Annotated in this window: 16 protein-coding genes and 1 tRNA gene; 7 read left to right on the forward strand and 10 right to left on the reverse strand. The window is 51.9% G+C overall.

All coding sequences use genetic code 11. The annotated features are described in order from the left end of the window. Positions 1-105: 105 nt before the first annotated feature. From A0W33_RS04100 to mltG, 6 genes are all read right to left on the reverse strand, one after another. On the reverse strand, positions 106-2697 hold the full coding sequence (locus A0W33_RS04100; RefSeq protein WP_082815120.1) for a cellulase family glycosylhydrolase: 2592 nt from the start codon (positions 2695-2697) through the stop codon (positions 106-108). A gap of 426 nt (positions 2698-3123) precedes the next feature. Beyond that, a tRNA-Ser gene (locus A0W33_RS04105) sits at positions 3124-3208 on the reverse strand. A 115-nt stretch (positions 3209-3323) separates the two neighbouring features. Then, positions 3324-5171, reverse strand: a complete 1848-nt coding sequence (locus A0W33_RS04110; protein WP_068836988.1) for a DUF4153 domain-containing protein — start codon at positions 5169-5171, stop codon at positions 3324-3326. A gap of 90 nt (positions 5172-5261) precedes the next feature. After that, positions 5262-6239: a YihY/virulence factor BrkB family protein gene (locus A0W33_RS04115; RefSeq protein WP_068836989.1), complete on the reverse strand. Its 978-nt coding sequence runs from the start codon at positions 6237-6239 to the stop codon at positions 5262-5264. Continuing rightward, entirely contained in the window at positions 6236-6649 is a 414-nt protein-coding gene (locus tag A0W33_RS04120) for an acyl-CoA thioesterase (RefSeq protein ID WP_068836990.1), read from the reverse strand. The genes A0W33_RS04115 and A0W33_RS04120 overlap by 4 nt, the downstream gene beginning before the upstream one ends. Positions 6650-6747: 98 nt before the next feature. Continuing rightward, the gene (mltG, locus tag A0W33_RS04125; protein WP_068836991.1) at positions 6748-7824 is read right to left on the reverse strand and encodes an endolytic transglycosylase MltG; all 1077 of its coding nucleotides are present in this window, start codon (positions 7822-7824) and stop codon (positions 6748-6750) included. Positions 7825-8194: 370 nt separating this feature from the next. Here mltG and A0W33_RS04130 point away from each other — a divergent pair, with 370 nt between their 5' ends. Next, positions 8195-8821 carry an L-threonylcarbamoyladenylate synthase gene (locus A0W33_RS04130; protein ID WP_068836992.1) on the forward strand — a complete coding sequence of 209 codons (627 nt, stop codon included), beginning with the start codon at positions 8195-8197 and terminating at the stop codon, positions 8819-8821. A 94-nt stretch (positions 8822-8915) separates the two neighbouring features. On the opposite strand, the gene A0W33_RS04135 is transcribed toward A0W33_RS04130, so the two are convergent. Beyond that, positions 8916-9824: a lysophospholipid acyltransferase family protein gene (locus A0W33_RS04135; protein ID WP_068836993.1), complete on the reverse strand. Its 909-nt coding sequence runs from the start codon at positions 9822-9824 to the stop codon at positions 8916-8918. A 271-nt stretch (positions 9825-10095) separates the two neighbouring features. Between A0W33_RS04135 and A0W33_RS04140 the strand changes: the two genes are divergently transcribed. The 6 genes from A0W33_RS04140 to A0W33_RS04165 all read left to right on the forward strand — a co-directional run bounded on the left by A0W33_RS04140 (position 10096) and on the right by A0W33_RS04165 (position 17635). Beyond that, positions 10096-10701: a WbqC family protein gene (locus tag A0W33_RS04140; RefSeq protein WP_068836994.1), complete on the forward strand. Its 606-nt coding sequence runs from the start codon at positions 10096-10098 to the stop codon at positions 10699-10701. A 120-nt stretch (positions 10702-10821) separates the two neighbouring features. Further along, on the forward strand, positions 10822-13422 hold the full coding sequence (locus A0W33_RS04145; protein WP_068836995.1) for an ATP-dependent Clp protease ATP-binding subunit: 2601 nt from the start codon (positions 10822-10824) through the stop codon (positions 13420-13422). Positions 13423-13720: 298 nt separating this feature from the next. Beyond that, on the forward strand, positions 13721-15280 hold the full coding sequence (locus A0W33_RS04150; RefSeq protein WP_068836996.1) for an acyl-CoA carboxylase subunit beta: 1560 nt from the start codon (positions 13721-13723) through the stop codon (positions 15278-15280). Positions 15281-15372: 92 nt separating this feature from the next. Beyond that, the gene (locus A0W33_RS04155) at positions 15373-16443 is read left to right on the forward strand and encodes a M42 family metallopeptidase (protein WP_068836997.1); all 1071 of its coding nucleotides are present in this window, start codon (positions 15373-15375) and stop codon (positions 16441-16443) included. Between the two features lie 107 nt (positions 16444-16550). Then, on the forward strand, positions 16551-16793 hold the full coding sequence (locus A0W33_RS04160) for a hypothetical protein (protein WP_139237200.1): 243 nt from the start codon (positions 16551-16553) through the stop codon (positions 16791-16793). 65 nt (positions 16794-16858) lie between these two features. Then, positions 16859-17635 (forward strand): helical backbone metal receptor, encoded by a 777-nt coding sequence (locus tag A0W33_RS04165; protein WP_068836999.1) that lies wholly within the window; start codon positions 16859-16861, stop codon positions 17633-17635. 110 nt (positions 17636-17745) lie between these two features. Here the strand turns inward: A0W33_RS04165 and A0W33_RS04170 are convergent, their stop codons facing one another. From A0W33_RS04170 to A0W33_RS04180, 3 genes are all read right to left on the reverse strand, one after another. Further along, the gene (locus tag A0W33_RS04170) at positions 17746-18972 is read right to left on the reverse strand and encodes a 3-phosphoshikimate 1-carboxyvinyltransferase (RefSeq protein WP_068837000.1); all 1227 of its coding nucleotides are present in this window, start codon (positions 18970-18972) and stop codon (positions 17746-17748) included. Further along, positions 18969-20006, reverse strand: a complete 1038-nt coding sequence (gene aroB, locus A0W33_RS04175; protein WP_068837001.1) for a 3-dehydroquinate synthase — start codon at positions 20004-20006, stop codon at positions 18969-18971. The genes A0W33_RS04170 and aroB overlap by 4 nt, the downstream gene beginning before the upstream one ends. A 123-nt stretch (positions 20007-20129) precedes the next feature. Next, positions 20130-21218 carry a bifunctional 3-deoxy-7-phosphoheptulonate synthase/chorismate mutase type II gene (locus tag A0W33_RS04180; protein ID WP_068837002.1) on the reverse strand — a complete coding sequence of 363 codons (1089 nt, stop codon included), beginning with the start codon at positions 21216-21218 and terminating at the stop codon, positions 20130-20132. Positions 21219-21243: the final 25 nt, after the last annotated feature.

Raw genomic sequence — 21243 nt, forward strand, 5'->3', positions numbered from 1 at the left:
TGCAGGCCCTTTTTCATTTTACACTTTGCTGAATTCCGTCACCCGCTTAGGCTTTTCTTCATGAGCAAAGGCCATCCAGGTTAAAAACCTTATAGACATCCATACTTACTTACCTGATTTCTCCAGCCGAACCGACTCTACCTCGAAAGAGAAGGGCTGGCTCTTCTCTGCCGGAGACAAGCCCGCTCCTATTGTAATCTCCAGCTTCTCTGCCTGCTCCAGCTTAAAGGGCTCCACCTTGCCAGGCTTAAACCAGAAGGGATGGAAGCCCGGGTATGGCCTTGGCAGCAGCATAAACGACGAAGGCTTCAGGCTGTTTAGCGGAATTTCTATTTCCCGCATCATATTATCCAGCGTCACCTGGGCAGCGTAGCCCGAGGCATCGTCTGTAATTAACGTCAGTTTTGCCTGTACAGGCTTGGTATTAGTGGTGCGGGCCCTGATGATGATTTTGTCAAATGAAGCTAATTCTGATTGGCGGCCTTCTAATTTATCAGCGAAATAAAACTGCCAGCCCATCACATCCTCGCCTGTCAGCTCTTTTGCCGCTAATCGGAAGATTAACTGGCCCGGCTTCTCTCCTGTCAGGAACTGCCTTTCTTCGGGCTTCCAGAGGCTCGGGTACACCATAATGTCCTGGTCCTGCGTCGCGTTAAAAAGCTCCAGCGCGCCATTTGAGGCGGCCACATAGGTTTGCCATGTATTGTCAGCCACATAGTCCCAGGCCCACGGGTCTCCCGGATGGCCGCCCGGAAAGGTCACATACTTCCCATCCTGGGTCTGCACCATAATGCGGTACTTGATCAGGCCGGGCGTTACCAGATCGGCAGGCAGCGTAGCCTCGTATTTATAGGGCGCCACCTGCTGCATCGGCACCGTTTTCCACACGCCGGATAAATTGTTCGCTGCTATACTTACCCTGGCTCCCGCCGCTATGCCAACCAGTGTCGCCTGGAGGGTAAAAGGCTGCCCGGCAGTTACCTCCTCGAAAGGGAAATGCGATACCTGTACCTCCTTCGTCAGCGGCTTCGGCGCCACAAACTCGTTTAAGCCAATGTTGTTTGGTGTCGTTAGTTTTCCCTTATGCATACGCTTGCCTTTCCTGGTTAGCAGGTAAGTGCCCGGCGTGATGCGGAAGCTTCCTGCGCTGGCATTGGCGGTGCGGGCGTTTCCTTCGTTCAGACCCTGAACGCTAAATTCTCCGCCCAGGTCCGCCAGATCGATTTCCATGGGATGCTCCTGCCACTCAATGCGGGTGACGATCTTTTGCGGAGAGGCTTTGGCAAAGTGATCGCGCACCTGGATCGCATCTGGCATCACCTCCAGGCGCCATATTCCATTTTCCAGTTTATCCATAAAGTATGCTCCCGTACCTTTATACTCTACCACGGGCGAACTGCCAACGCCGGCAATATGCACGAGCTTTGAAGGATTGGCCGGCCTGGTGCTGGTAGAACTGGTGTAGTAGAACTTCTGCGCCGCATTCATCTCGCTCAGGCTTTGCCCATAGCTTACCCGGAACACATCAAAAACCGAATCTAAAGGATAGGTGCCGTAGTCCTTGCCGCGCGGCAACCGCTGAAACGCCTCTGAGGCAATCATCAGGCTGATGGCTTTGGCGGGGGTATAGGCCAGGTTCAGGTAGTGCGTCTGGTATTCGGTGTTGCCGTAGGCTGTTGCCAGCGGATCGTAAGCGAACTGGGTTGCCCACTGAAACCCCGCCTGCCGAAAGCTCCGGGCCATGGCTGGGTACATAATCGGATGCAAAATATCGCCGGCATCAAACTCATATACCATGCGGGCCTTGCCGGCGTAGGCCGGAATCGTATCGAAGGGAATGCGGTACTCGTCTACGTGCGGCAGGTAGTTTCCTTGGAGGGTGCGGTTAGCAACCAAACCGGTGGGGTACCACTGGAAGCTTACCCCATCAATATTCGCTTTTGCCACCGCATCGGCATAAGTGGGCGATTCGCTGATGTTGTAAAAGATGGGCTTCGTCCAGCCGGTGCCGCGCACTGCTGCCACCATCCGGTTTACGTACTCAGTTGCCCGCGCTTTTGGCCCGGTATGCTTTGGTTCGTTATTTATCTCTGCGGCTATAATGTCCGGGTCATCCTGGTAGGTTTGCTTTGTGTAAGGGTTTTTATGCTGAAAGAACTGCTGCAGGTAGCGCTCCTGGGCCAGAAAGGCTTTTTCTTCCGTCACGGCCTGCTGCTTGGTATAAATGCTCGAGAAACCGGCTGTTTTCACGTCTGGCTCTGGGTAGCCGGAGCCCCAGTAGGCAATGGGTGTCACCAGAATTTTGATGTTGCGCTCTTTTAGTTTGGCAACCAGATAGTCGAACAGGCGCAGGTGCTCGTTCTCCAGCAGGTTGCCCTCCGAATCAGTAATCTCCGTGTCCCACACGTGCACCCGAAAGGCGTTGATGCCCATGCGGGCGAAGTGGTATACATCGGCCTCTATGGCTTTCTCCAGGTCCACGTTCAGGGCCTTATGGGAGCGGTAGCCGTAGGCGAACGGTACGGTGTAGTTCACCCCAAAAAAGGCGGCCTCTTTATTATTTTTTTTCCACCGCATCACGCCCTGCTTGTCTACATACACCGCCTCCGGAGTTTGGCTGAAAGCAGCGGGACAGCTTAAATACAAGACAAATCCGATAAACAGGGTCTGAAGGGTAGTTTTCAGAAAATTACTCATGTATGGTTTGATGTAAATGACTGTGGTACTTAACAATTGTTTTGAGCAAACGCTCGAATTTAGAACCTGATTTTGACGTACGGCAGAAAACTACTGCCAACTTTTGCTGACAGACCAGTGTGTAGGCAGCACCGTGGGAGCTGTCACTAGTATAAATTTTCCTGCCTGATCTAATGGTGATAGCGCTTGCCTTGCAGATTTATCCCTCAAAAGAAGATTAAACAGCGATTTTATAGATAGGAGGCGAAGTTAGCAGTTGCACTATACTTATGGAGAAGACCTGTTGATGCACAGGCTAATCTGTCTGAGTTCAAAAGGGGACGCTATCACCAACATGACGCTCATACTCAAGCAGCTGCCTGAAAAGCAAAAAAGCCTGCAAATTTTCATTTGCAGGCTTTCGGTATTAGGTGGTATTTCTACCAGCAGAGAGTGAGGGATTCGAACCCCCGGACCTGTTACAGTCAACGGTTTTCAAGACCGCCGCGTTCGACCACTCCGCCAACTCTCTTTGTTAATCGTGTACAAAAGTAGGTGCTTGAGTTTATTTTACCAAACGATACGAGAAAATTTTTACCAGGTGTCGCGCCCACAGTATACAAATCCTTGAGTGTCAAACGCAAATTTTACTCCTGCAGCTGTACATAAATGCTAGCTTCTATACTTTGAACACGGTAGTTACCCTCTTTTGTCTCTTCTACACCATTCAACTCATCCAGTGCCAGCTTTACCTTCACTTGCTTTCCTTCCACCGTAAGCGTCATGTCTGCCGGACTAACCAGCTCATGCTGTTTCTTCTGCAGTTTCTTAATAAGTGGCAAAAGGTCCAGTGTCAGCGTCTCCTGCTCAAACTTAAAGTATAGCACCGAGCCCTCCTTTTCCAGTGACACAATCATCGGCACGGCTCCCAGTTGGAATTCCCGCTGCTCCTCGTGTCTCTCAAAAGTCCGGTAACTGTATTGCACCGCATAGGCATAGCCCCTGATATCCTGCACCGCATTTCCAGAACCGGAATGCTGCGTGCTGAAATAAAAGTGCTGCCTGCCCATATCCCTTTGTCCGGAATTATATTCCAGCCCCATCAGGTCCAGCACTTTGTCGCGGGTGGCGAAGCTTTTCTGCCAGCGGTTGCCGAGCGAGTCGGTGGCGGCGGCGAGGCTGTCTTCCAGATCAATCGCAAACCAAGGCTGCAGCGCCTCAAAACCGTGTGTACGGGCCAAGTAGTCGGTGATGGAACTAACCTCCTCCTCTACCTCCCCGCTTACCGGCGGGTGCTGCCGCTGTATCTGCCCGTTTACCAATACCTTACTTTCCTGCAGCAGCTTCTCCAGCCGGTTTACCTGGCTCCACTCCGACACCTGAAACGCACTAAAAGGTCCGAAGGCAGCCAGCAGTGCGACAACGCTCAGGGTGATGGGAATAAACTTGATGTTCTTCTGGCGGCTGAACAGGAAGTATAGCGCGGTGATGAACAGCCAAAGCGCCAGCGCCATCACCACGTACCGCTCCTCGGTTACGCCATACTCCGACACGCGCCGCCAGATGGCCAGCGCCAGCAGGATGATGAGCGGAAAAAGGGCACGGTAGAACCACCGGGAAAAGGTGCGCATCCAGGTGTTGCCTTCCTCAAACCGGATCGGGTGAATGAGCAGCAGCGACAGAATACCCGCAATGGAAAAGCACAGCACCAGCACCGACACCCAGCCCTCGGGCCACGCCCACTGCGCGATGATCTTGCCGAAGTACGCATAAAGGATGAGCAGGTACAGCGTAACCAGCGGCAGCAGCACAAACTGGGTAAATACCTTCAGGCCCTTCGGGTACAGGTGCGTATGCTCCAGCTCCTGCACATCGGTCGGCACGCCCGCGAGGAAGAACCAGGTATTGAACACGCCCACCATAAAGAGCCACAGCTGGCCGTAAAACGCACCGTCTATGTCTACCGAAAACAGCTCCTCCATAGCCAGCACCGCAATTACCAGGCCTATAAACAGCACCCCGGAATAGAGCGCCGACGTTAAGATGCGCAGGAACAGTGCTTTGTTGAACTGCCAGAACGCGTTCTCGTCGCGGCGGTTCAGGAACATGGCATAGGAGGCGGCCAGGTGCAAGGCCAGTGCCAGCATCAGGAAGCGCAGCCAGTGCCGCTGCTCCAATTCCAACGGCAACAGCCAGAAGTATAAGACCAGCAGCACCAGCCCTGCCAGCCACAGCGAAGCCTGCCAATGCAGCCTTAGTTTATACTTGCTAACCAGTAATTCCAGCGTGAAGAACAGGATAAGGCCCAGCGCGCACACCAGCATAAACTTCTCCAGGTACAGATGCTCCTGCCGCTGGTCGTAGGAAAGCTCTGAGTTAAATATGGCTGCCGCCGTGCCAGCAAAGGCAGAGAGCAGCACCAACGGGTAAGCCAGGAACGTGGTAACGGCGCCGCGCCAGAGTTGCTGCAGCGATATGTTTTTGAAGATTCCCATTTACTGTTTTATACTTGATAGAAGGCAAAGCGGCACCTGCGGGCACTGCTTCTTCAAGGTAAGTATAAAAACGGAAGTATAGTATAGAATCTATACTTTGGCGACTCTGGCCATTTTACCGGAGCTGGAGGTGGGCGTGCGCACCAGGCGCTTTGTTACGGTATCAATACTTACGTTTATCTCAAAGCCAAGTATGAGGATCATAGAAACGAAGTCGAGCCAGATCATCAGACCTATAAGGGCACCGATGGAACCGTAGAACTTGTTGTAGGTATCGAAGGCGCTGATGTAGTAGGAAAAGCCCATCGAGACGATAAAAATGAGCACTGTGGCCACCACGGCACCCGCCGAAAAGAACGGCCATTTGTCCTCAATAGCCGGCACAAAGTAATAGATCAGCGATGTGGCGAGCAGGAACAGGAAAACAATGGCCACATACTTCAGAATCACGATCAGGGTATACGTATAGCTTTCCGTCACCACTTCGTAAAACACCAGCACATCCAGTATCCACTGTCCAAAGAAAATGGCAGCCACCGCCGTGAATAAAATCATACTTAGCACCACAGTTAAAATGGTGGCGATGAAGCGTTTGCGAAGATAGGTGCGCTTGTAGAAGGTGTGGTACTTCTTATCGAAGGCGTCCATCAGCGACATAATGCCATTGGTGGAGAGCACCAGCGCGAAGAGAAAACCAAAGGAGAGCAACCCGCCGCGCGGCTTGTTCACAATATCCTCGATGGTGCCGTAAGCGGCCATGTACATTTCCTCAGGCATGAAGTCCGCCAGGAAGTCAAGTATGCTTTCCCCCAGATCCAAAGACAAAATACTTGGAATGTAGGGAATGAGCGTAAACAGGAAGATGATGCTCGGGAAAATGGCCAGCGTGAAGTTAAAGGCCATGTAGGATGCCCGCTTTGTAACCGAGTCCAGGCGCAGCTCCCCTATCAGCACGTCAGCCACCTCATACACCGACGAGTGCCCGTTGTTAAAGCGCCACCGTTTCAGGAAAACGATGAACTTGCGGTAGGCACGTCGGCGCTTCAGGTATTGCTGGTTCAGCCTCATTTAACGAAATACGGATCTAGCTTGTCATGGATCAGGGGCGGCACCTCGGTGGGGCGCCCGGTCTTCATATCCACAAAAACCATGATGGTCTCCCCGATGTTCAAAAGTGTTTCCTCTTCGTTGTACACCTCATACTCAAACCGGATGCGCGTGCCGTGCGGTTTGCTCTTCAGCAGCAGCCTTATGGTCAGCAGGTCGTCGTACTTGGCGGGGCGGATGAACTTGGTTTTCAGCTCCAGCACCGGCATCATCGTACCAGTAGCCTCCATCTCCTTATACTCAATGCCCAAACGGCGGAATACCTCTGTGCGCGTCACCTCGTAGTAGGCGGCATAATTGCCGTGGTACACATAGCCCATCTGGTCGGTTTCGGCGTAACGCACGCGCACTTGCACTTCTGATTCGAACACGGTGATGAAATTTTGATTTGGATAAGAGATGCGAATGTATAAAAAAAGAGCCTGCTACGCCAGTTAAACGTCAGCAGGCTCCTATGAATATACTTTCCTTAGTTGAGGATGTTGCGCTCGGTCAGGGCACGCTGGTAACGGCGCGCATTGTTGATATGCTCGCGCTCGGTAACGGCAAAGGCATGGTACCCAGAGAAATCATCCTTCGCGCAGAAGTAGATGTACTTGTGCTCCTCGGGGTTCAGCACGGCGTCGATGCTGGAGATATCCGGCACGTTGATGGGCCCCGGAGGCAAGCCGCCATACTTGTAGGTGTTGTAAGGCGAGTCGTAGGCCAGGTGCTTGTTTAGCACGCGGCGGATCGTGAAATCGCGCACCGCAAACACCACTGTCGGGTCGGCCTGCAGCAGCATGCCTTTCTCGAGGCGGTTCAGGTACACACCGGCCACTTTCGGTTTCTCATCTCTTTTAATTGTCTCGGCCTGCACGATAGAGGCCAGGGTGCTTACCTGCTTTGGCGTCAGCCCCAGCTTATCGGCTTTGGCTTTGCGCTCGGCGGTCCAGAACTTGTCGTACTCCGTTTTCATGCGCTGCATGAGTTCCGGGGCCGTGGTGGTCCAGTGCACCTGGTAGGTGTTCGGGATAAACATGCTCACGATGGTGGTGGTATCAAAGCCCAGCGTCTTCAGGTACTCCTGGTCGCTAAGGAGGCTATCCAGTTCTTCTGCGCTGGCCTCAATGCCACCGGCCAATTTCTCTGACAGCTGGCTGCGCAGGCGCACGTTGGTAAAGGTCAGGTTCAGCGGGTCCTGCTCGCCCAACCGCAGTTTGCCGATCAATTGGCGGTTGCTCCAGCCATCCTGCAGTTTGTAACGGCCCGGCTTCACAAGCTTGTCGTAGTCCATCAGCTTGGCCATAAAATGCAACGACAGCTTATCAACAATGGCACCGCTTGCCTCAATGGAGTCCATGGCCTGGTTGTAAGTGGCGCCGGTGGGGATGAGCACGTACACATCGCGCTCCTTTGTGTGCACGTTGCCGGTGTACACAATCTGGTACGCGTAGTAGGAGAAGCTCACGAACAGAAAAAGGAACAGCACCGCCAATGCAGGGACCAGCATGCTTTTCTCTTTTCTCTTTCTTCTGGGTCTTGGGTTATTTGCTTCGTTGGCCATAATGTTGGTAAAAGGGCCGGAATCGCTTTTAGGTTCCGTACCCGTTGGGAATCAGGCTGCAAAAATAATACGAATGTGTTTAATTGTTTATGTGCGATGGGCAGTTTGCGCTAATTAAAGTTTAAACGTGCTGCTGTTTGCCTTTCAGCCCGTTGTAACGCATAGGCTGTTTACAAAGTATGCTAAAGAACCTTAGCCGCGGTTTACAGGATTCAAGCTTATACTTGGATCTGACAAAACCATCCCTGCCCCTCCCGGGAGGGGAATTTCTGCAATACCTTTGGGGAGGGGCAAACAAAATTTGAGAATCAGCCGAAAATCGCACAGGAGTTATACTTTATACTTACATCAACCCAAACAAAATAAAACTATGAGTAACGCAGCCTTCATCCAGATACACCCCGAAACGCCGCAGGAGCGCAAGATCCGGGAAGCCGTAGAGATTCTTCGCAACGGAGGAGTGATCATCTACCCCACCGACACCATCTACGGCATGGGCTGCGACATTCACAATGCCCGTGCCGTGGAGCGCGTGTGCCAGATTAAAGGGGTGAAACCGGACAAAGTGAATCTCTCCTTCATCTGCTCCGACCTCACCCACATCTCCGACTATGCCAAAATAGACACGCCAACCTATAAGGTGATGAAAAAGGCCTTGCCTGGCCCTTTCACATTTGTCCTGAACGCCACCAGCAATGTGCCCAAGTATGCCAGCGCTAAAAAGAAGACGGTCGGTATTCGCATACCCGATAACAACATCGCCCTTATGCTGGTAAAGGAGCTGGGCAACCCGATCCTGTCGACTTCAGTGCGCGACGAAGATGAGGTGATAGAGTACAGCACAGACCCGGAACTGATCTTCGAGAAGTATAAAAATTTAGTGGATGCCGTGATTGACGGTGGCCCGGGCAACAACGTCGCCTCGACCGTGGTGGACGTTAACAACAACTTTGAAGTGCTCCGACAGGGCGCCGGCGACATAGAGCAGTACCTGTAGTTAATTATGAATTATAAATTATGAATTGGTATGATGAGCATTCCTGCTCTAGGTTATGAGCCACCGCTCATTTATAATTCATAATTTATAATTTCTAATTGGCCGCAGGCTGCGGCCGCTTGTGTTTCCAGCGTTTGTGGGTCCAGAGGTAATCGGCGGGGTTGCGGCGGAGGCTGGTTTCCAGCTTTTGGGCAAAAGCCTCTGTAATAGGGTAGCCTTCTGTGTTTTCGGGGAAAGGCGTGCCATCCCAGATCACATCAAAGGTGAGGCAGTAGTAGCCACGTTTGATGCGCTGCACATCCAGGAACAATACCGGGCAGTTGAATTTTCGGGCTATCTTCTCGGCTCCGACATAAAAGGGCGTGTCCTGGTGCATGAAATTTGTCCAGAAGGTAATCTCGCTGTGCAACGGCGTCTGATCGGAGAGCATGGCCACCACGCGGGGCACATTTCTGTTTGCGGCAAAGTCACGCAGCGTTTCCTTCATCTTGATGAGCCGTGGTCCAAGGCGGCTGCGCAGGTGCAGCATGTACGCCTCGAAGAAGGGGTTGTTGAGCGGCTTGTACACACCGGCCGTCGGAAAATCAAACTGTATGGCGCCGGCCGATAGTATCCACTCCCAGTTGCCTGTGTGCGAGCCCATGGTAATAACCTGCCTGCCCTGCTTCACGATGTTGCCCAACAACTCGGGGTTAGGAAAAATGAGGCGCCGCGAAAATTCCTCTTTGCTGATGGAGGACAGCTTCAGCGTCTCCACCAGCACATCCATAAACTGCCGGTAAAAGTCTTTGGAGATACGCTTTAGCTCCTGCTCGCTTTTCTCGGGGAAGGCCATGCGCAGGTTCTGCAGCGTCACTTTCCTGCGGTACCCAATAACGTAGTACACCAGCACGTACAGCATGTCAGACAGCAGGTACAGCGCCGAAAAAGGCAGTGCCCCCAGCCCCTGGAGCAGCAGCCAGAGCGGGTAATATTGTAACGGTATGTCAGTACGTTTCATCATGAGCTAAAGGGCAGCGGCAAAGGTACAATCTATCTGAATTAAAAGTTATGAATTATGAATTAGAAATTAGGCCGGCAATTGGCTGGCGGCAGACGCCCCGGCTCTTAAACAGAGCAGCAGCAAGCGCAAAAAGCAGTTAGTAAAAGAGCAGTAAGTATGGGGGCAGGTTTTCCACTGTTAAATAATTTCGACTATTTGGCACTGGAGCACCTGCCCGGAGCCAGGCACCCATTCATAATTCATGTTTTCTAATTCATAATTAAACCGAGCTTTGATTCTTTTAACTGAAGCGCACTATAACCCGCCAATCCGCTATTTTTGGCACGTAATTCGCTCTGAAAGTATACAGCTGGAGGCGCATGAAAATTACATTAAACAAAGCTACCGCAACCGCTGCCACGTGCTGACGGCACAAGGCGTGCAGCCCCTCAGCATCCCTATACTTAAAGGCAACAGCAAAGTAAAAACGCCTATTCGGGAGATTGAGATAGATTACAGCCAGAAATGGCAGCAGGTGCACTGGCGCACCATTCAGGCAGCCTATGGGCGGGCCCCTTATTTTGAATTCTACAGCGACTACATCCGGGAGGTGTACGAACGGCAGCCGAAATTTTTATTCGAGCTAAACGTGGATCTTTTGAGGCTTTATCTTAAATTACTAAAACAAGACAAGTCACTCACTTATACGGCGGCTTACCAGGTGCAGCCCCCCGATCACGTGTTGGATCTGAGAAATAAGCTGCATCCCAAAATCATTCCTGACAATTTGCACGTAAAAACTTATACACAAGTATTTGGCAAACAATTTGTATCAGAGCTTAGTATAATTGACTTGTTGTTTACACAGGGTCCTGCATCAATTTCTTACCTGCAGTAAAGGCGCCCGGCACGCGAAACAATAGCACCCAAAGCCGGTTTGTAAGTATGGCTTATCCTGTTGGCCTCAATCAGTTAGTACAATTTTTGAATATTTAGATTACACACGGAGTATACATACATGGAAGCAAAATTCTCAAACCGAGTAAAAGAGGTCATCTCGCTTAGCCGTGAGGAAGCCATTCGGCTCGGACATGACTACATCGGCACCGAACATCTGGTGCTGGGTATGGTTCGGGAAGGAGAAGGCACTGCCATTGCCCTGCTGAAGAAGCTTGGCGTTTCGATAGATGAGTTAAAGTACGCTTTAGAACAGGCTACCCGAAATACCGCTTCGCAAAGCAGCAATATCACTGGCAGCATCCCGCTCACGAAGCAGACCGAGAAGGTGCTGAAGATAACATACCTGGAGGCTAAAATCTTCAAGAGCGATGTTATTGGAACAGAACATCTTCTGTTATCCATCCTGCGGGATGAAGACAACATTTCTTCACAAATATTAGCGAAATTCAACGTGAACTACGAAGCAATAAGAGATTCCCTGGATTATCACAGCAACAACCCGCTGGCATCGTCTGATACAGATGATTCTGATGATTCTGACAAGCTTTTCGGTAGCTCGTCGTCCCGCTCTGGCAGCAGCGCAAGCAAAAAGGCTGGTGAGAAGTCGCGCACTCCGGTGCTCGACAACTTTGGCCGCGACCTGACAAAGCTGGCTGAAGAAGACAAGCTTGACCCGATAGTTGGTCGTGAAAAAGAAATTGAGCGCGTGGCCCAGGTATTGAGCCGCCGCAAGAAAAACAACCCGATCCTGATTGGTGAGCCTGGTGTAGGTAAAACTGCCATTGCGGAGGGTCTTGCCCTGCGCATTATCCAGAAAAAAGTAAGCCGCGTGCTGTTTAACAAGCGTGTGGTAACGCTGGACCTTGCCTCTTTGGTGGCCGGTACCAAGTACCGTGGCCAGTTTGAGGAGCGTATGAAGGCGGTGATGAATGAGTTGGAGAAGTCTCCGGACGTGATCCTGTTCATTGACGAACTGCATACGATTGTGGGTGCCGGTGGTGCCTCTGGTTCGCTGGATGCTTCTAACATGTTCAAGCCAGCGCTTGCACGTGGCGAGATTCAATGCATCGGTGCCACTACGCTGGATGAGTACCGCCAGTACATTGAGAAAGATGGTGCGCTTGCCCGTCGTTTCCAGATCGTGATGGTAGACCCTACCACGCCTGAGGAGACTATGGAGATCCTGCACAACATCAAAGATAAGTACCAGGACCACCACCATGTAAATTACACGGACAAGGCAATTGAGGCCTGCGTGAAGCTTTCTGATCGTTACATGAGCGACCGCTTCCTGCCAGACAAGGCGATTGACATCCTGGACGAGGCTGGTGCACGCGTGCACATCAACAACATCATCGTTCCGGAGGATATCCTGAAGCTGGAAGAGCAGATCGAGAACATCAAGACGGAGAAAAACCGCGTGGTGAAAAGCCAGAAGTATGAGGAGGCAGCGCAACTGCGCGATAAGGAGAAAAAACTTATCGACCAGCTGGATGCCGCTAAAAAGGACTGGGAAGAAGAGACAAAAAAGAAGCGCTACCAGGTAAAAGAGGAAAATGTGGCAGAGGTTATTGCCATGATGACAGGTATTCCTGTGAAGCGTATCGCTCAGAAAGAAGGCGTGAAACTCCTGAACATGGGCGAAGAGCTGAAAGGCAAAGTGATCGGACAGGATAAAGCGATCACACAGTTGGTGAAAGCTATCCAGCGCACACGTGTTGGTCTGAAAGATCCGAAAAAGCCGATTGGTTCGTTCGTGTTCCTGGGCCCGACGGGTGTAGGTAAAACAGAGCTTGCGAAAGTGCTGGCGACGTACCTGTTCGACAAAGACGATTCGCTGGTGCGTATCGACATGAGTGAGTACATGGAGAAATTCAGTGTGTCTCGCCTGGTAGGAGCGCCTCCAGGATACGTGGGTTACGAAGAAGGTGGTCAGCTGACTGAGAAAATCCGCCGTAAGCCATACTCTGTGGTGTTGCTGGATGAGATTGAGAAAGCGCACCCGGACGTGTACAACCTGCTGCTGCAAGTGCTTGACGATGGTATTCTGACTGACGGACTGGGCCGCAAGGTTGACTTCCGTAACACGATCATCATCATGACGTCGAACATCGGTGCCCGTGACCTGCAGGACTTTGGAGCCGGTATCGGTTTCATGTCTAAATCCAAGCAGGACAATGTGGATGATATCATGAAAGGAACGATTGCCAGTGCGCTGAAGAAGACGTTCTCGCCTGAGTTCCTGAACCGTCTGGATGATGTGATTGTGTTCAACTCGCTTAACCGTGAGGACATGCACAAGATTATCGAGCTGTCGCTGCAGAAGCTGTTCACCCGCGTGGAAACACTTGGTTATGCCATCGAACTGACTAAAGAAGCGAAAGACTTCGTGGCAGAGAAAGGGTATGATCCGAAGTATGGCGCGCGTCCGCTGAACAGGGCCATCCAGAAGTACATCGAAGATCCGATTGCTGAGGAGATTCTGAAAGCTGAGGTGAACCAGGGTGATGTGATCCAGGTGGACTACAAGGAAGGCGCAGAAAGCCTGACCTTCGTGTCGAAGAAGAGCAGCAACGGTAAAAAACTTAAAGGGGCTTCGGATGAGGCACCGGAGTCAGAGCCAAGCAAATCTTCTGATACAGACAAGACGAAAGAATAAGTAAAACATAAGTATAGATAAGGGCTGCCTGCTTCAGGTAGCCCTTATTTTTTTGCCAATTTATACTTGCCATACTTCACTATAAGATCAACACTACCGCCCCTAAGTATACCAGGTGTAAACCAATGTGAAAACATACTTCTTCCCTTTGCCCCTGCTGCTGCTCTCACAAGCTATCTTCCTGCTGCACAAAACCCTTGTACCTACAGAAAATCATAAAACTGTACCGTTTTTAGCTGCAGACTTGCTAAATTTGAGGAAACGATTATTTGAACTAATACTTACATAAACGCAACACATGGCGGGAGAAATCAGGCAAGCCCAGATAGACATACTTGAGCGCAAAAATGCGGAGGCCCTCCTTGGCGGTGGCCAGGACAGAATAGAAGCACAGCACAAAAAAGGGAAACTTACGGCCCGCGACCGCATCCACCTGCTGATGGACGAGGGATCTTTTGAGGAGATCGGTAAGTTTGTGATGCACCGCTCCAAGGACTTCGGTTTAGATAAGCAGTACTATTTGGGTGATGGCGTGGTGACCGGCTATGGCACCATCAACGGCCGCTTGGTTTACGTTTTCTCCCAGGATTTCACGGTACTCGGCGGTTCACTTTCTGAAACGCATGCCGAAAAGATCGTAAAAATCATGGAACTGGCCATGAAGAACGGCGCCCCGGTTATCGGCTTGAATGACTCTGGCGGAGCCCGCATACAGGAAGGCGTAGTGTCGCTGGGTGGCTATGCGGATATTTTCTACCGCAACACACTGGCCTCCGGTGTTATCCCTCAGATTTCAGCCATTATGGGCCCATGTGCGGGTGGCGCGGTATACTCTCCGGCTATTACCGACTTTATTTTGATGGTGGAGGATACTTCTTACATGTTCGTGACTGGCCCTAACGTGGTGAAAACTGTGACGCACGAAGAGGTAACATCTGAGGAACTTGGCGGTGCCAGTACGCACAGCACAAAGAGCGGAGTTACGCATTTCTCCTGCGCCAATGAGGTGGAGTGCATCACCTACATCAAAAAGCTGCTGAGCTACGTACCGCAAAACTGCGAGGAACTGCCCCCTTCCCTGCCCTATGAAACAACAGGCGATGAGACGCGCGCCATACTTGACACCATCATCCCGGAGAACCCGAACCAGCCCTACGACATCCGCGAGGTGATTGACGGCATTATAGACGAGGGTACTTTTTTTGAGGTGCACAAAAACTTCGGCGATAACATTGTAGTGGGCTTTGCCCGTTTGGCAGGCCGCAGCATTGGCATTGTGGGCAACCAGCCCGCCATACTTGCCGGCGTGCTCGACATCAACGCCAGCACCAAGGCGGCGCGTTTTGTGCGCTTCTGCGATAGCTTTAACGTGCCCCTGCTGGTGCTTGAAGATGTGCCTGGCTTCCTGCCGGGAACGGACCAGGAGTGGCGCGGCATCATCACCAACGGTGCTAAATTGCTTTACGCTTTCTGCGAGGCGACCGTGCCACGCATTACCGTAATTACCCGCAAAGCCTATGGCGGCGCTTACGACGTGATGAATTCGAAGCATATTGGCGCTGACATGAACTTTGCCTGGCCAACTGCCGAGATTGCGGTGATGGGTGCCCAGGGTGCTGCCGAGATCATCTTTAAGCGTGAGATTGCGGCTGCCGAGGACCCAGAGGCAAAACTGGCCGAGAAGGTGCAGGAGTACAAGGAGAAGTTTGCCACCCCTTACCGTGCCGCGCACCGTGGTTTTATCGACGAGGTGATTATGCCATCCGAGACGCGCGCAAAGCTGATAAAAGCATTTAAAATGCTCGAAAATAAAGCCGTAACCTTACCTCGTAAGAAACACGGAAACATTCCGCTTTAAATTAACATACGTACTACCGATAGCCTGTGCCAAGGGGGGAACCAAGGCACAGGCTGTTGTTTATACTAACCTTACACCAATAGCTGAATTAAATGAGACAAGAATCCTTTGATTTTCTACAGCGCTACCTCAACAATGCCTCGCCCACCGGATTTGAGGTGGAGGGCCAGAAGCTGTGGCTGGAATACATAAAACCCTACATCGACGAGTATTTTGTAGACACCTACGGCACCGTGGTTGGTGTGGTAAACCCGCAGGCCGAGTACAAGGTGGTAATAGAGGCACATGCCGATGAGATCAGCTGGTTTATCAATTACATCACGCCGGAAGGCTACATGTACGTGCGCCGCAACGGTGGTTCTGATGCTTTGATCGCGCCGTCCAAGCGTGTAAACATTCATACTTCCAAAGGCATTGTGAAGGCGGTGTTCGGCTGGCCAGCTATCCACGTGCGCAAGGTCGAGAACGATAAGGCTCCGACCATTGAAACAGTATTCCTGGATTGCGGCGCAAAAAACCGCGAGGAGGTGGAGGAAATGGGCATCCATGTGGGCTGCGTGGTTACCTTCGAGGATGAGTTTACAGTGCTGAACGACCGCTACTATGTAGGCCGTGCGCTGGATAATCGTATCGGTGGTTTCATGATCGCGGAGGTGGCACGTCGTCTGAAAGAGGAGGGCAAACAACTGCCATTTGGCCTGTACATCGTGAACGCGGTGCAGGAGGAGATCGGGTTGCGTGGTGCCGAAATGATCGCGCACCGCATTAACCCGGACGTCGCCATCATCACCGACGTAACACACGACACGCAGTCGCCGATGTACGAGAAGAAAACCAGCGGCGATATTCACTGCGGCAAAGGCCCGGTGATTGCCTACGGCCCCGCGGTGCAGAACAACGTACGCGACCTGATCATCAACACGGCAAAGGAAAAGGATATTCCGTTCCAGCGCGCCGCCGTAACCCGCGCCACCGGCACCGACACGGACGCTTTCGCCTACTCTAATGCCGGTGTAGCCTCTGCCTTGATCTCATTGCCGCTGAAGTACATGCACACCACTGTGGAGACAGTGCACAAAGACGACGTGGAGAATGTGATCAAGATGATTTACGAAACAGTACTTAAGATCAGCGATAAGCAGGATTTCCGCTACCTGAGCTAAGGCATTTTGAATCTGACCATACCAAAACCCCACAGCGTTCCGTACCCTGTGGGGTTTTGCTTTCTAAAGGCGCGCTTTGTAACTTAAACTGCACTAAACGCTGAGAGATGAACCGATACATGTTCTGGGTTTTAATCATTTTGCCGTGGTTTATACTGGCCATCTTCCTTACCCATAACCGGAATCCGCAGGTAAGAGCCTTGGTACTTGTGATGCTGCTCATACACATGGCCATTGTCATCAACTCACGTAGAAAGGCGGTGGGCTTGTCACTGGCCGAAACCTTCAAAGCATTCGTTCCCTTGTGGGGCAGCAAAGAATACAACCGCCTTTTCTTTCAGGAAGTATAGCGCATTTCATTTAGCAATTACCATTTATCAAATATCATTCATCAAGCGTGACTATTACCGACCAAATGGGCCACCAGCTTACGCTGGCGCAGCCACCACAGCGCATCATGTCCTTGGTGCCCTCCCAGACCGAGCTTCTGTTTGATTTAGGTCTGGCAGACCGCGTGGTGGGCGTGACCAAGTTTTGCATCCATCCAAAAGAGCAGGTAAAGCAGAAGACTATAATCGGAGGCACCAAGAATTTCCACTTTGGCAAAATCGATCAGCTGCAGCCGGACCTGATCATCGGCAACAAGGAAGAGAATTATAAAGAAGGCATTGAACAGCTGCAGGAGAAGTATAAGGTATGGATGAGCGATATTTATACCTTGGAGGATGCGCTGGAGATGCTGCAGCAGTTGGGGCTGTTAACAGGTACCGAAGCTAAAGCACAGGAACTGGAGCAGCAGATAAGAGTCGGTTTTGAGCAGCTGGAGCCGGTGCAGCCAAGTATAAAAACAGCCTACTTTATCTGGCGCAAGCCCTATATGGCGGTGGGCAGCCACAACATCATCGACCACATCCTGCAGCGCTGCGGCTTCTCGAATGCCTTCGCTAACCTACAGCGTTACCCGGAAATCACGCCCGCACTTCTGCAACAGGCTGATCCGCAACTAATCCTGCTATCGTCGGAGCCTTACCCTTTCAAAGAAAAGCATATCGAGGAGTTTCGGGAGCTGTGCCCTCAGGCTGTGGTAAAAGTGGTGGACGGCGAGATGTTCAGCTGGTACGGCAGCAGATTGTTGCACGCGCCTGTATACTTGCAGCAGGTAATTAATGAGGTGAAAGAAAATTTATCTTAGCTATTAAACCAAGTATTTTAAAAGTTAAAGAGGAAAGCAATGTGCGGATTTTGCACATTGCTTTCCTCTTTAACTTTTAAAACTGCCAAGGGAATCCTAATTCGTAATTCTTAATTCGTAATTATCTCAAACCCCACCTTCTCCAGATCTTCCCAAAAACGTGGGTAGGATTTGCGCACTACGCTGGGTTCCTGAATAGTAACCGGCCCGAGCAAGGCAAGCGGCGCGAAAGCCATCGCCATGCGGTGGTCCTGATACGTGCGGAAGCTAAGGTTGTCCTTGTGCAGTATGCCCGGCTCCAGGTGAAACACTCCCGGCGTAATTTCCTGCAGCGACGAGTTCATGCTTAGCACTTCGATCTGCAGTGCCTGGATACGGTCCGTTTCTTTGATGCGCAGGCTCTCCAGCCCCGTCATGTCCACGTGCACACCCAAAGCAGTACACAGGGCTACAATGGTTTGCGCCAGGTCCGGGCAATCGGAAAAATCAAGCGACAGGTGCCGCTCATGCTCTTTCTTTAGCAGCCGCACGCCTTCCGCTGTAAACTCAGTATATACCCCCAGGCGGTACATAATGTCTACAATGGCGCGATCACCTTGGAATGAATACTCTTTCAGGCCCAGCAGCGTAATATCGGCCTCCTTGGCCAAAGCCACCAGACTGTACCAGTAGCTTGCCGCCGACCAGTCTGACTCCACCGTAAACTCAGCTGATTTATACTTCTGATGTGCCACCGAGATGGTGTTTCCCTCAAAATTTGCCGCAACGCCAAAATGCTGCATCAGCGAGAGCGTCATTTCGATGTAGGGCCTGGAGCCGATCTTGCCTTCCAGTTCCAGTTCCAGTCCTTCCGGTAGCAAGGGGGCAATCATGAGCAAAGCAGATATGAATTGGCTGCTGATATCGCTGCGAACTTTCAGGTGCTTTTGGCCGCTACCGGTAAATGCACCAATCTTCAGGGGCGGATAACCTTCTTCGCCTTGATAATCTATACTTGCACCAAGTTCCCGTAAGGCCTCCACCAGCACTTTAATGGGACGCTGGCACATGCGCTCGGTTCCGGTCAGGGTTTTCTGCTGACCTGTGATGGCATAGTAGGCGGTGAGAAAACGCATCACCGTGCCCGCATCTTCGGCATCTATCGTCTCCGCATCACTTTTGAGCAGGCGCTGCAGCAGTTGTGTATCGTTGGCTTCAGAAAGGTTGTGCAACTGTGACTCCTGCCCGGACAAGGCTGAAATAATCAGCGCCCGGTTGGCTTCGCTCTTGGAGGCAGGCAGTTTTATACTTCCGTTCAGTATGCCGGTTGGGTGACTAAGGCTGAGGCTATCGCTCATAGTAAGGTGTAGTAGCGTAATGATTCAATAATTTCCTGCACGGTGATGGGTTGATCGAAAACCGCTTTCCCGATGCCATCCAATAAGGTACAGTTAATGGTGGAGCGGGAGTTTTTCTTATCCTGCAGGGCCAGTTGGGCTATTTGCTGGATGTCCTCCTCCGTCAGTTTCACCTTCTCGAAAACCGACACCAGAAACGTCTCGATCCGATCCAGCTCCAGTTGCGAAAGCAGCTCGTGCTTTTTGCTGATCCAGGCTTCGCAGTGCATCCCAAGTACCACCGCCTCGCCGTGCAGCAGTTCGCGCCCCGGCTTGTTTAGCAGGTAGCTTTCCACGGCGTGCCCTATGGTATGGCCAAAGTTCAGCACTTTCCGATAGCCGCCCTCCAAAGGGTCAGCCTCCACCACACGTGATTTTATTTGCACAGAATGGCGGATAAGCCCTTCCCAATCGTCGGTAAACAAACCGATATGGCGCTGCTCCTTGAAAGCCTCAGCATCCGCAATAAGCCAATGCTTGATGATTTCGGCATAGCCTGACTTGAGCTGGCTCGGTGGCAGTGTTTGCAGGAAAGCAGGGTTGATAAACACCGATTGCGGCTCCTGGTATACCCCGATGTGGTTCTTGAGCCCGTGAAAATCAATGCCGGTTTTGCCGCCCACGCTCGCATCCACCTGCGCCAGCAAAGTTGTCGGCACCTGCACAAAAAACACGCCCCGCTTAAACACCGCCGCACAAAAACCACCCATATCGCCAATTACGCCGCCGCCCAGGTTCACCAGCACCGACCAGCGGTCCAGGTGCAGTTCGGTCATGCGCTGCCAGATGTACTCGCAGGTTTGGAGGGTTTTGTGCTCCTCTCCGCTTTTTACCTGTATTACCTCATGCTCGGGCAAGTATGGCTTGAGCTGCGGGTAGCAGTGCGCAAGGGTGTTCTCATCCAGCAACACCACCACTTTGCTGAATGCCCTGTTCTGGAGCAATTTCGGCAGTTCCTGCAGTGCGCTTTGACCTATGTGTATCGTTTCTGTCATTTTATGAATTAGAAGGTTGGGAAGTTAAAATGTTAGAAAGTTTAGGTCTGATGATGCTTCATCAGTGACCAAGATTAATCTCATCAAACACTTTAACCACCTAACAATTTAGCAATTCCGGTTTTAGTCCCTGTCCAAGATTTGCGTTTGCTTGCGGATTGATTCCACGTGGATCAGTTTGTAGAGCTCCTCCACGAAAGCTGAGTTAATCCCCGCCTCATCGGCCCACTCGGCACGGCTCCGGAAAATCTCTTTCCAGCGCTCCAGCTGCAGCACCTGTACGTTATTCAGCTTTTTATACGTACCGATCTGCTCTACCAGCGCCATCCGCTTGGCCAGTGCCGCGATAATCTCATGGTCGGCCGCATCGATTTGCAGACGTAGTTCCTCTGCCCGGTTCACCAGTTCCGCGTCATCGTAGGTGGCTTTGCGCACCTGCAGCCGGGCAAGTATACTTTTCAGCGCATCGGGAGTTACCTGCTGCGCTGCATCGCTTAGCGCCAGGTCGGGAGTCGGGTGTGTTTCGATCATCATGCCGTCGTAGCCCAGGTCCAGCGCCTTCTGCGTTAGCGGGAAGATAAGCTCGCGCTTGCCGCCAATATGGCTTGGGTCCACGATCAGGGGCATGCCCTGGTAGCGCGCCTTCAGCTCAATCGGAATCTGCCACAGTGGCGAATTTCTATACTTGGCTTCATCATACGAGGAAAAGCCACGGTGTATGGCCGCCAGATCGGTGATGCCTGTGTTGTAAATACGCTCTATGGCTCCTATCCACAGCGCAAGGTCCGGGTTTACAGGATTCTTCACCATCACCGGCACCCGCACACCCTGCAGCGCATCGGCAATCTCCTGCACAGCAAAGGGGTTTACGGTGGTGCGCGCGCCAATCCAGAGCACGTCCACCTCCTGCTTCAGCGCCTCCTCCACGTGCCTGCCAGTGGCCACCTCAGTGGTTACCAGCAGCCCCAGCTCCTGCTTCACGCGCCTGAGCCACAGTAACCCCTGCTGCCCCACTCCCTCAAAGGCGTTTGGCCGCGAACGGGGCTTCCAGATGCCGGCCCTGAACAGCTTCACGCCCTGCTGCTGTAGCGCCACGGCTGTCTGCATGACCTGCTCCTCGGTTTCGGCGCTGCATGGGCCTGCAATCACAAACGGTTGCCCCTGCCCTGCCTGCAGTTTCGTAAAAAAAGAATCTTTATTGGTAAACTCCATCACACTTATTTGTTGTTACAAAGGT

Origin of the sequence: Pontibacter akesuensis, assembly GCF_001611675.1 — a bacterium.
Lineage (GTDB): Bacteria > Bacteroidota > Bacteroidia > Cytophagales > Hymenobacteraceae > Pontibacter > Pontibacter akesuensis.

What these genes read in the sequence shown, in the direction of transcription:
- aroB (WP_068837001.1), bottom strand. Translation starts at nt 20,006, where the DNA reads ATGACAGAAACGATACACATAGGTCAAAGCGCACTGCAGGAACTGCCG.
- A0W33_RS04145 (WP_068836995.1), top strand. Translation starts at nt 10,822, where the DNA reads ATGGAAGCAAAATTCTCAAACCGAGTAAAAGAGGTCATCTCGCTTAGC.
- A0W33_RS04115 (WP_068836989.1), bottom strand. Translation starts at nt 6,239, where the DNA reads ATGAGGCTGAACCAGCAATACCTGAAGCGCCGACGTGCCTACCGCAAG.
- A0W33_RS04110 (WP_068836988.1), bottom strand. Translation starts at nt 5,171, where the DNA reads ATGGGAATCTTCAAAAACATATCGCTGCAGCAACTCTGGCGCGGCGCC.
- A0W33_RS04150 (WP_068836996.1), top strand. Translation starts at nt 13,721, where the DNA reads ATGGCGGGAGAAATCAGGCAAGCCCAGATAGACATACTTGAGCGCAAA.
- A0W33_RS04135 (WP_068836993.1), bottom strand. Translation starts at nt 9,824, where the DNA reads ATGATGAAACGTACTGACATACCGTTACAATATTACCCGCTCTGGCTG.
- A0W33_RS04155 (WP_068836997.1), top strand. Translation starts at nt 15,373, where the DNA reads ATGAGACAAGAATCCTTTGATTTTCTACAGCGCTACCTCAACAATGCC.
- mltG (WP_068836991.1), bottom strand. Translation starts at nt 7,824, where the DNA reads ATGGCCAACGAAGCAAATAACCCAAGACCCAGAAGAAAGAGAAAAGAG.
- A0W33_RS04180 (WP_068837002.1), bottom strand. Translation starts at nt 21,218, where the DNA reads ATGGAGTTTACCAATAAAGATTCTTTTTTTACGAAACTGCAGGCAGGG.
- A0W33_RS04170 (WP_068837000.1), bottom strand. Translation starts at nt 18,972, where the DNA reads ATGAGCGATAGCCTCAGCCTTAGTCACCCAACCGGCATACTGAACGGA.
- A0W33_RS04160 (WP_139237200.1), top strand. Translation starts at nt 16,551, where the DNA reads ATGAACCGATACATGTTCTGGGTTTTAATCATTTTGCCGTGGTTTATA.
- A0W33_RS04130 (WP_068836992.1), top strand. Translation starts at nt 8,195, where the DNA reads ATGAGTAACGCAGCCTTCATCCAGATACACCCCGAAACGCCGCAGGAG.
- A0W33_RS04100 (WP_082815120.1), bottom strand. Translation starts at nt 2,697, where the DNA reads ATGAGTAATTTTCTGAAAACTACCCTTCAGACCCTGTTTATCGGATTT.
- A0W33_RS04165 (WP_068836999.1), top strand. Translation starts at nt 16,859, where the DNA reads ATGGGCCACCAGCTTACGCTGGCGCAGCCACCACAGCGCATCATGTCC.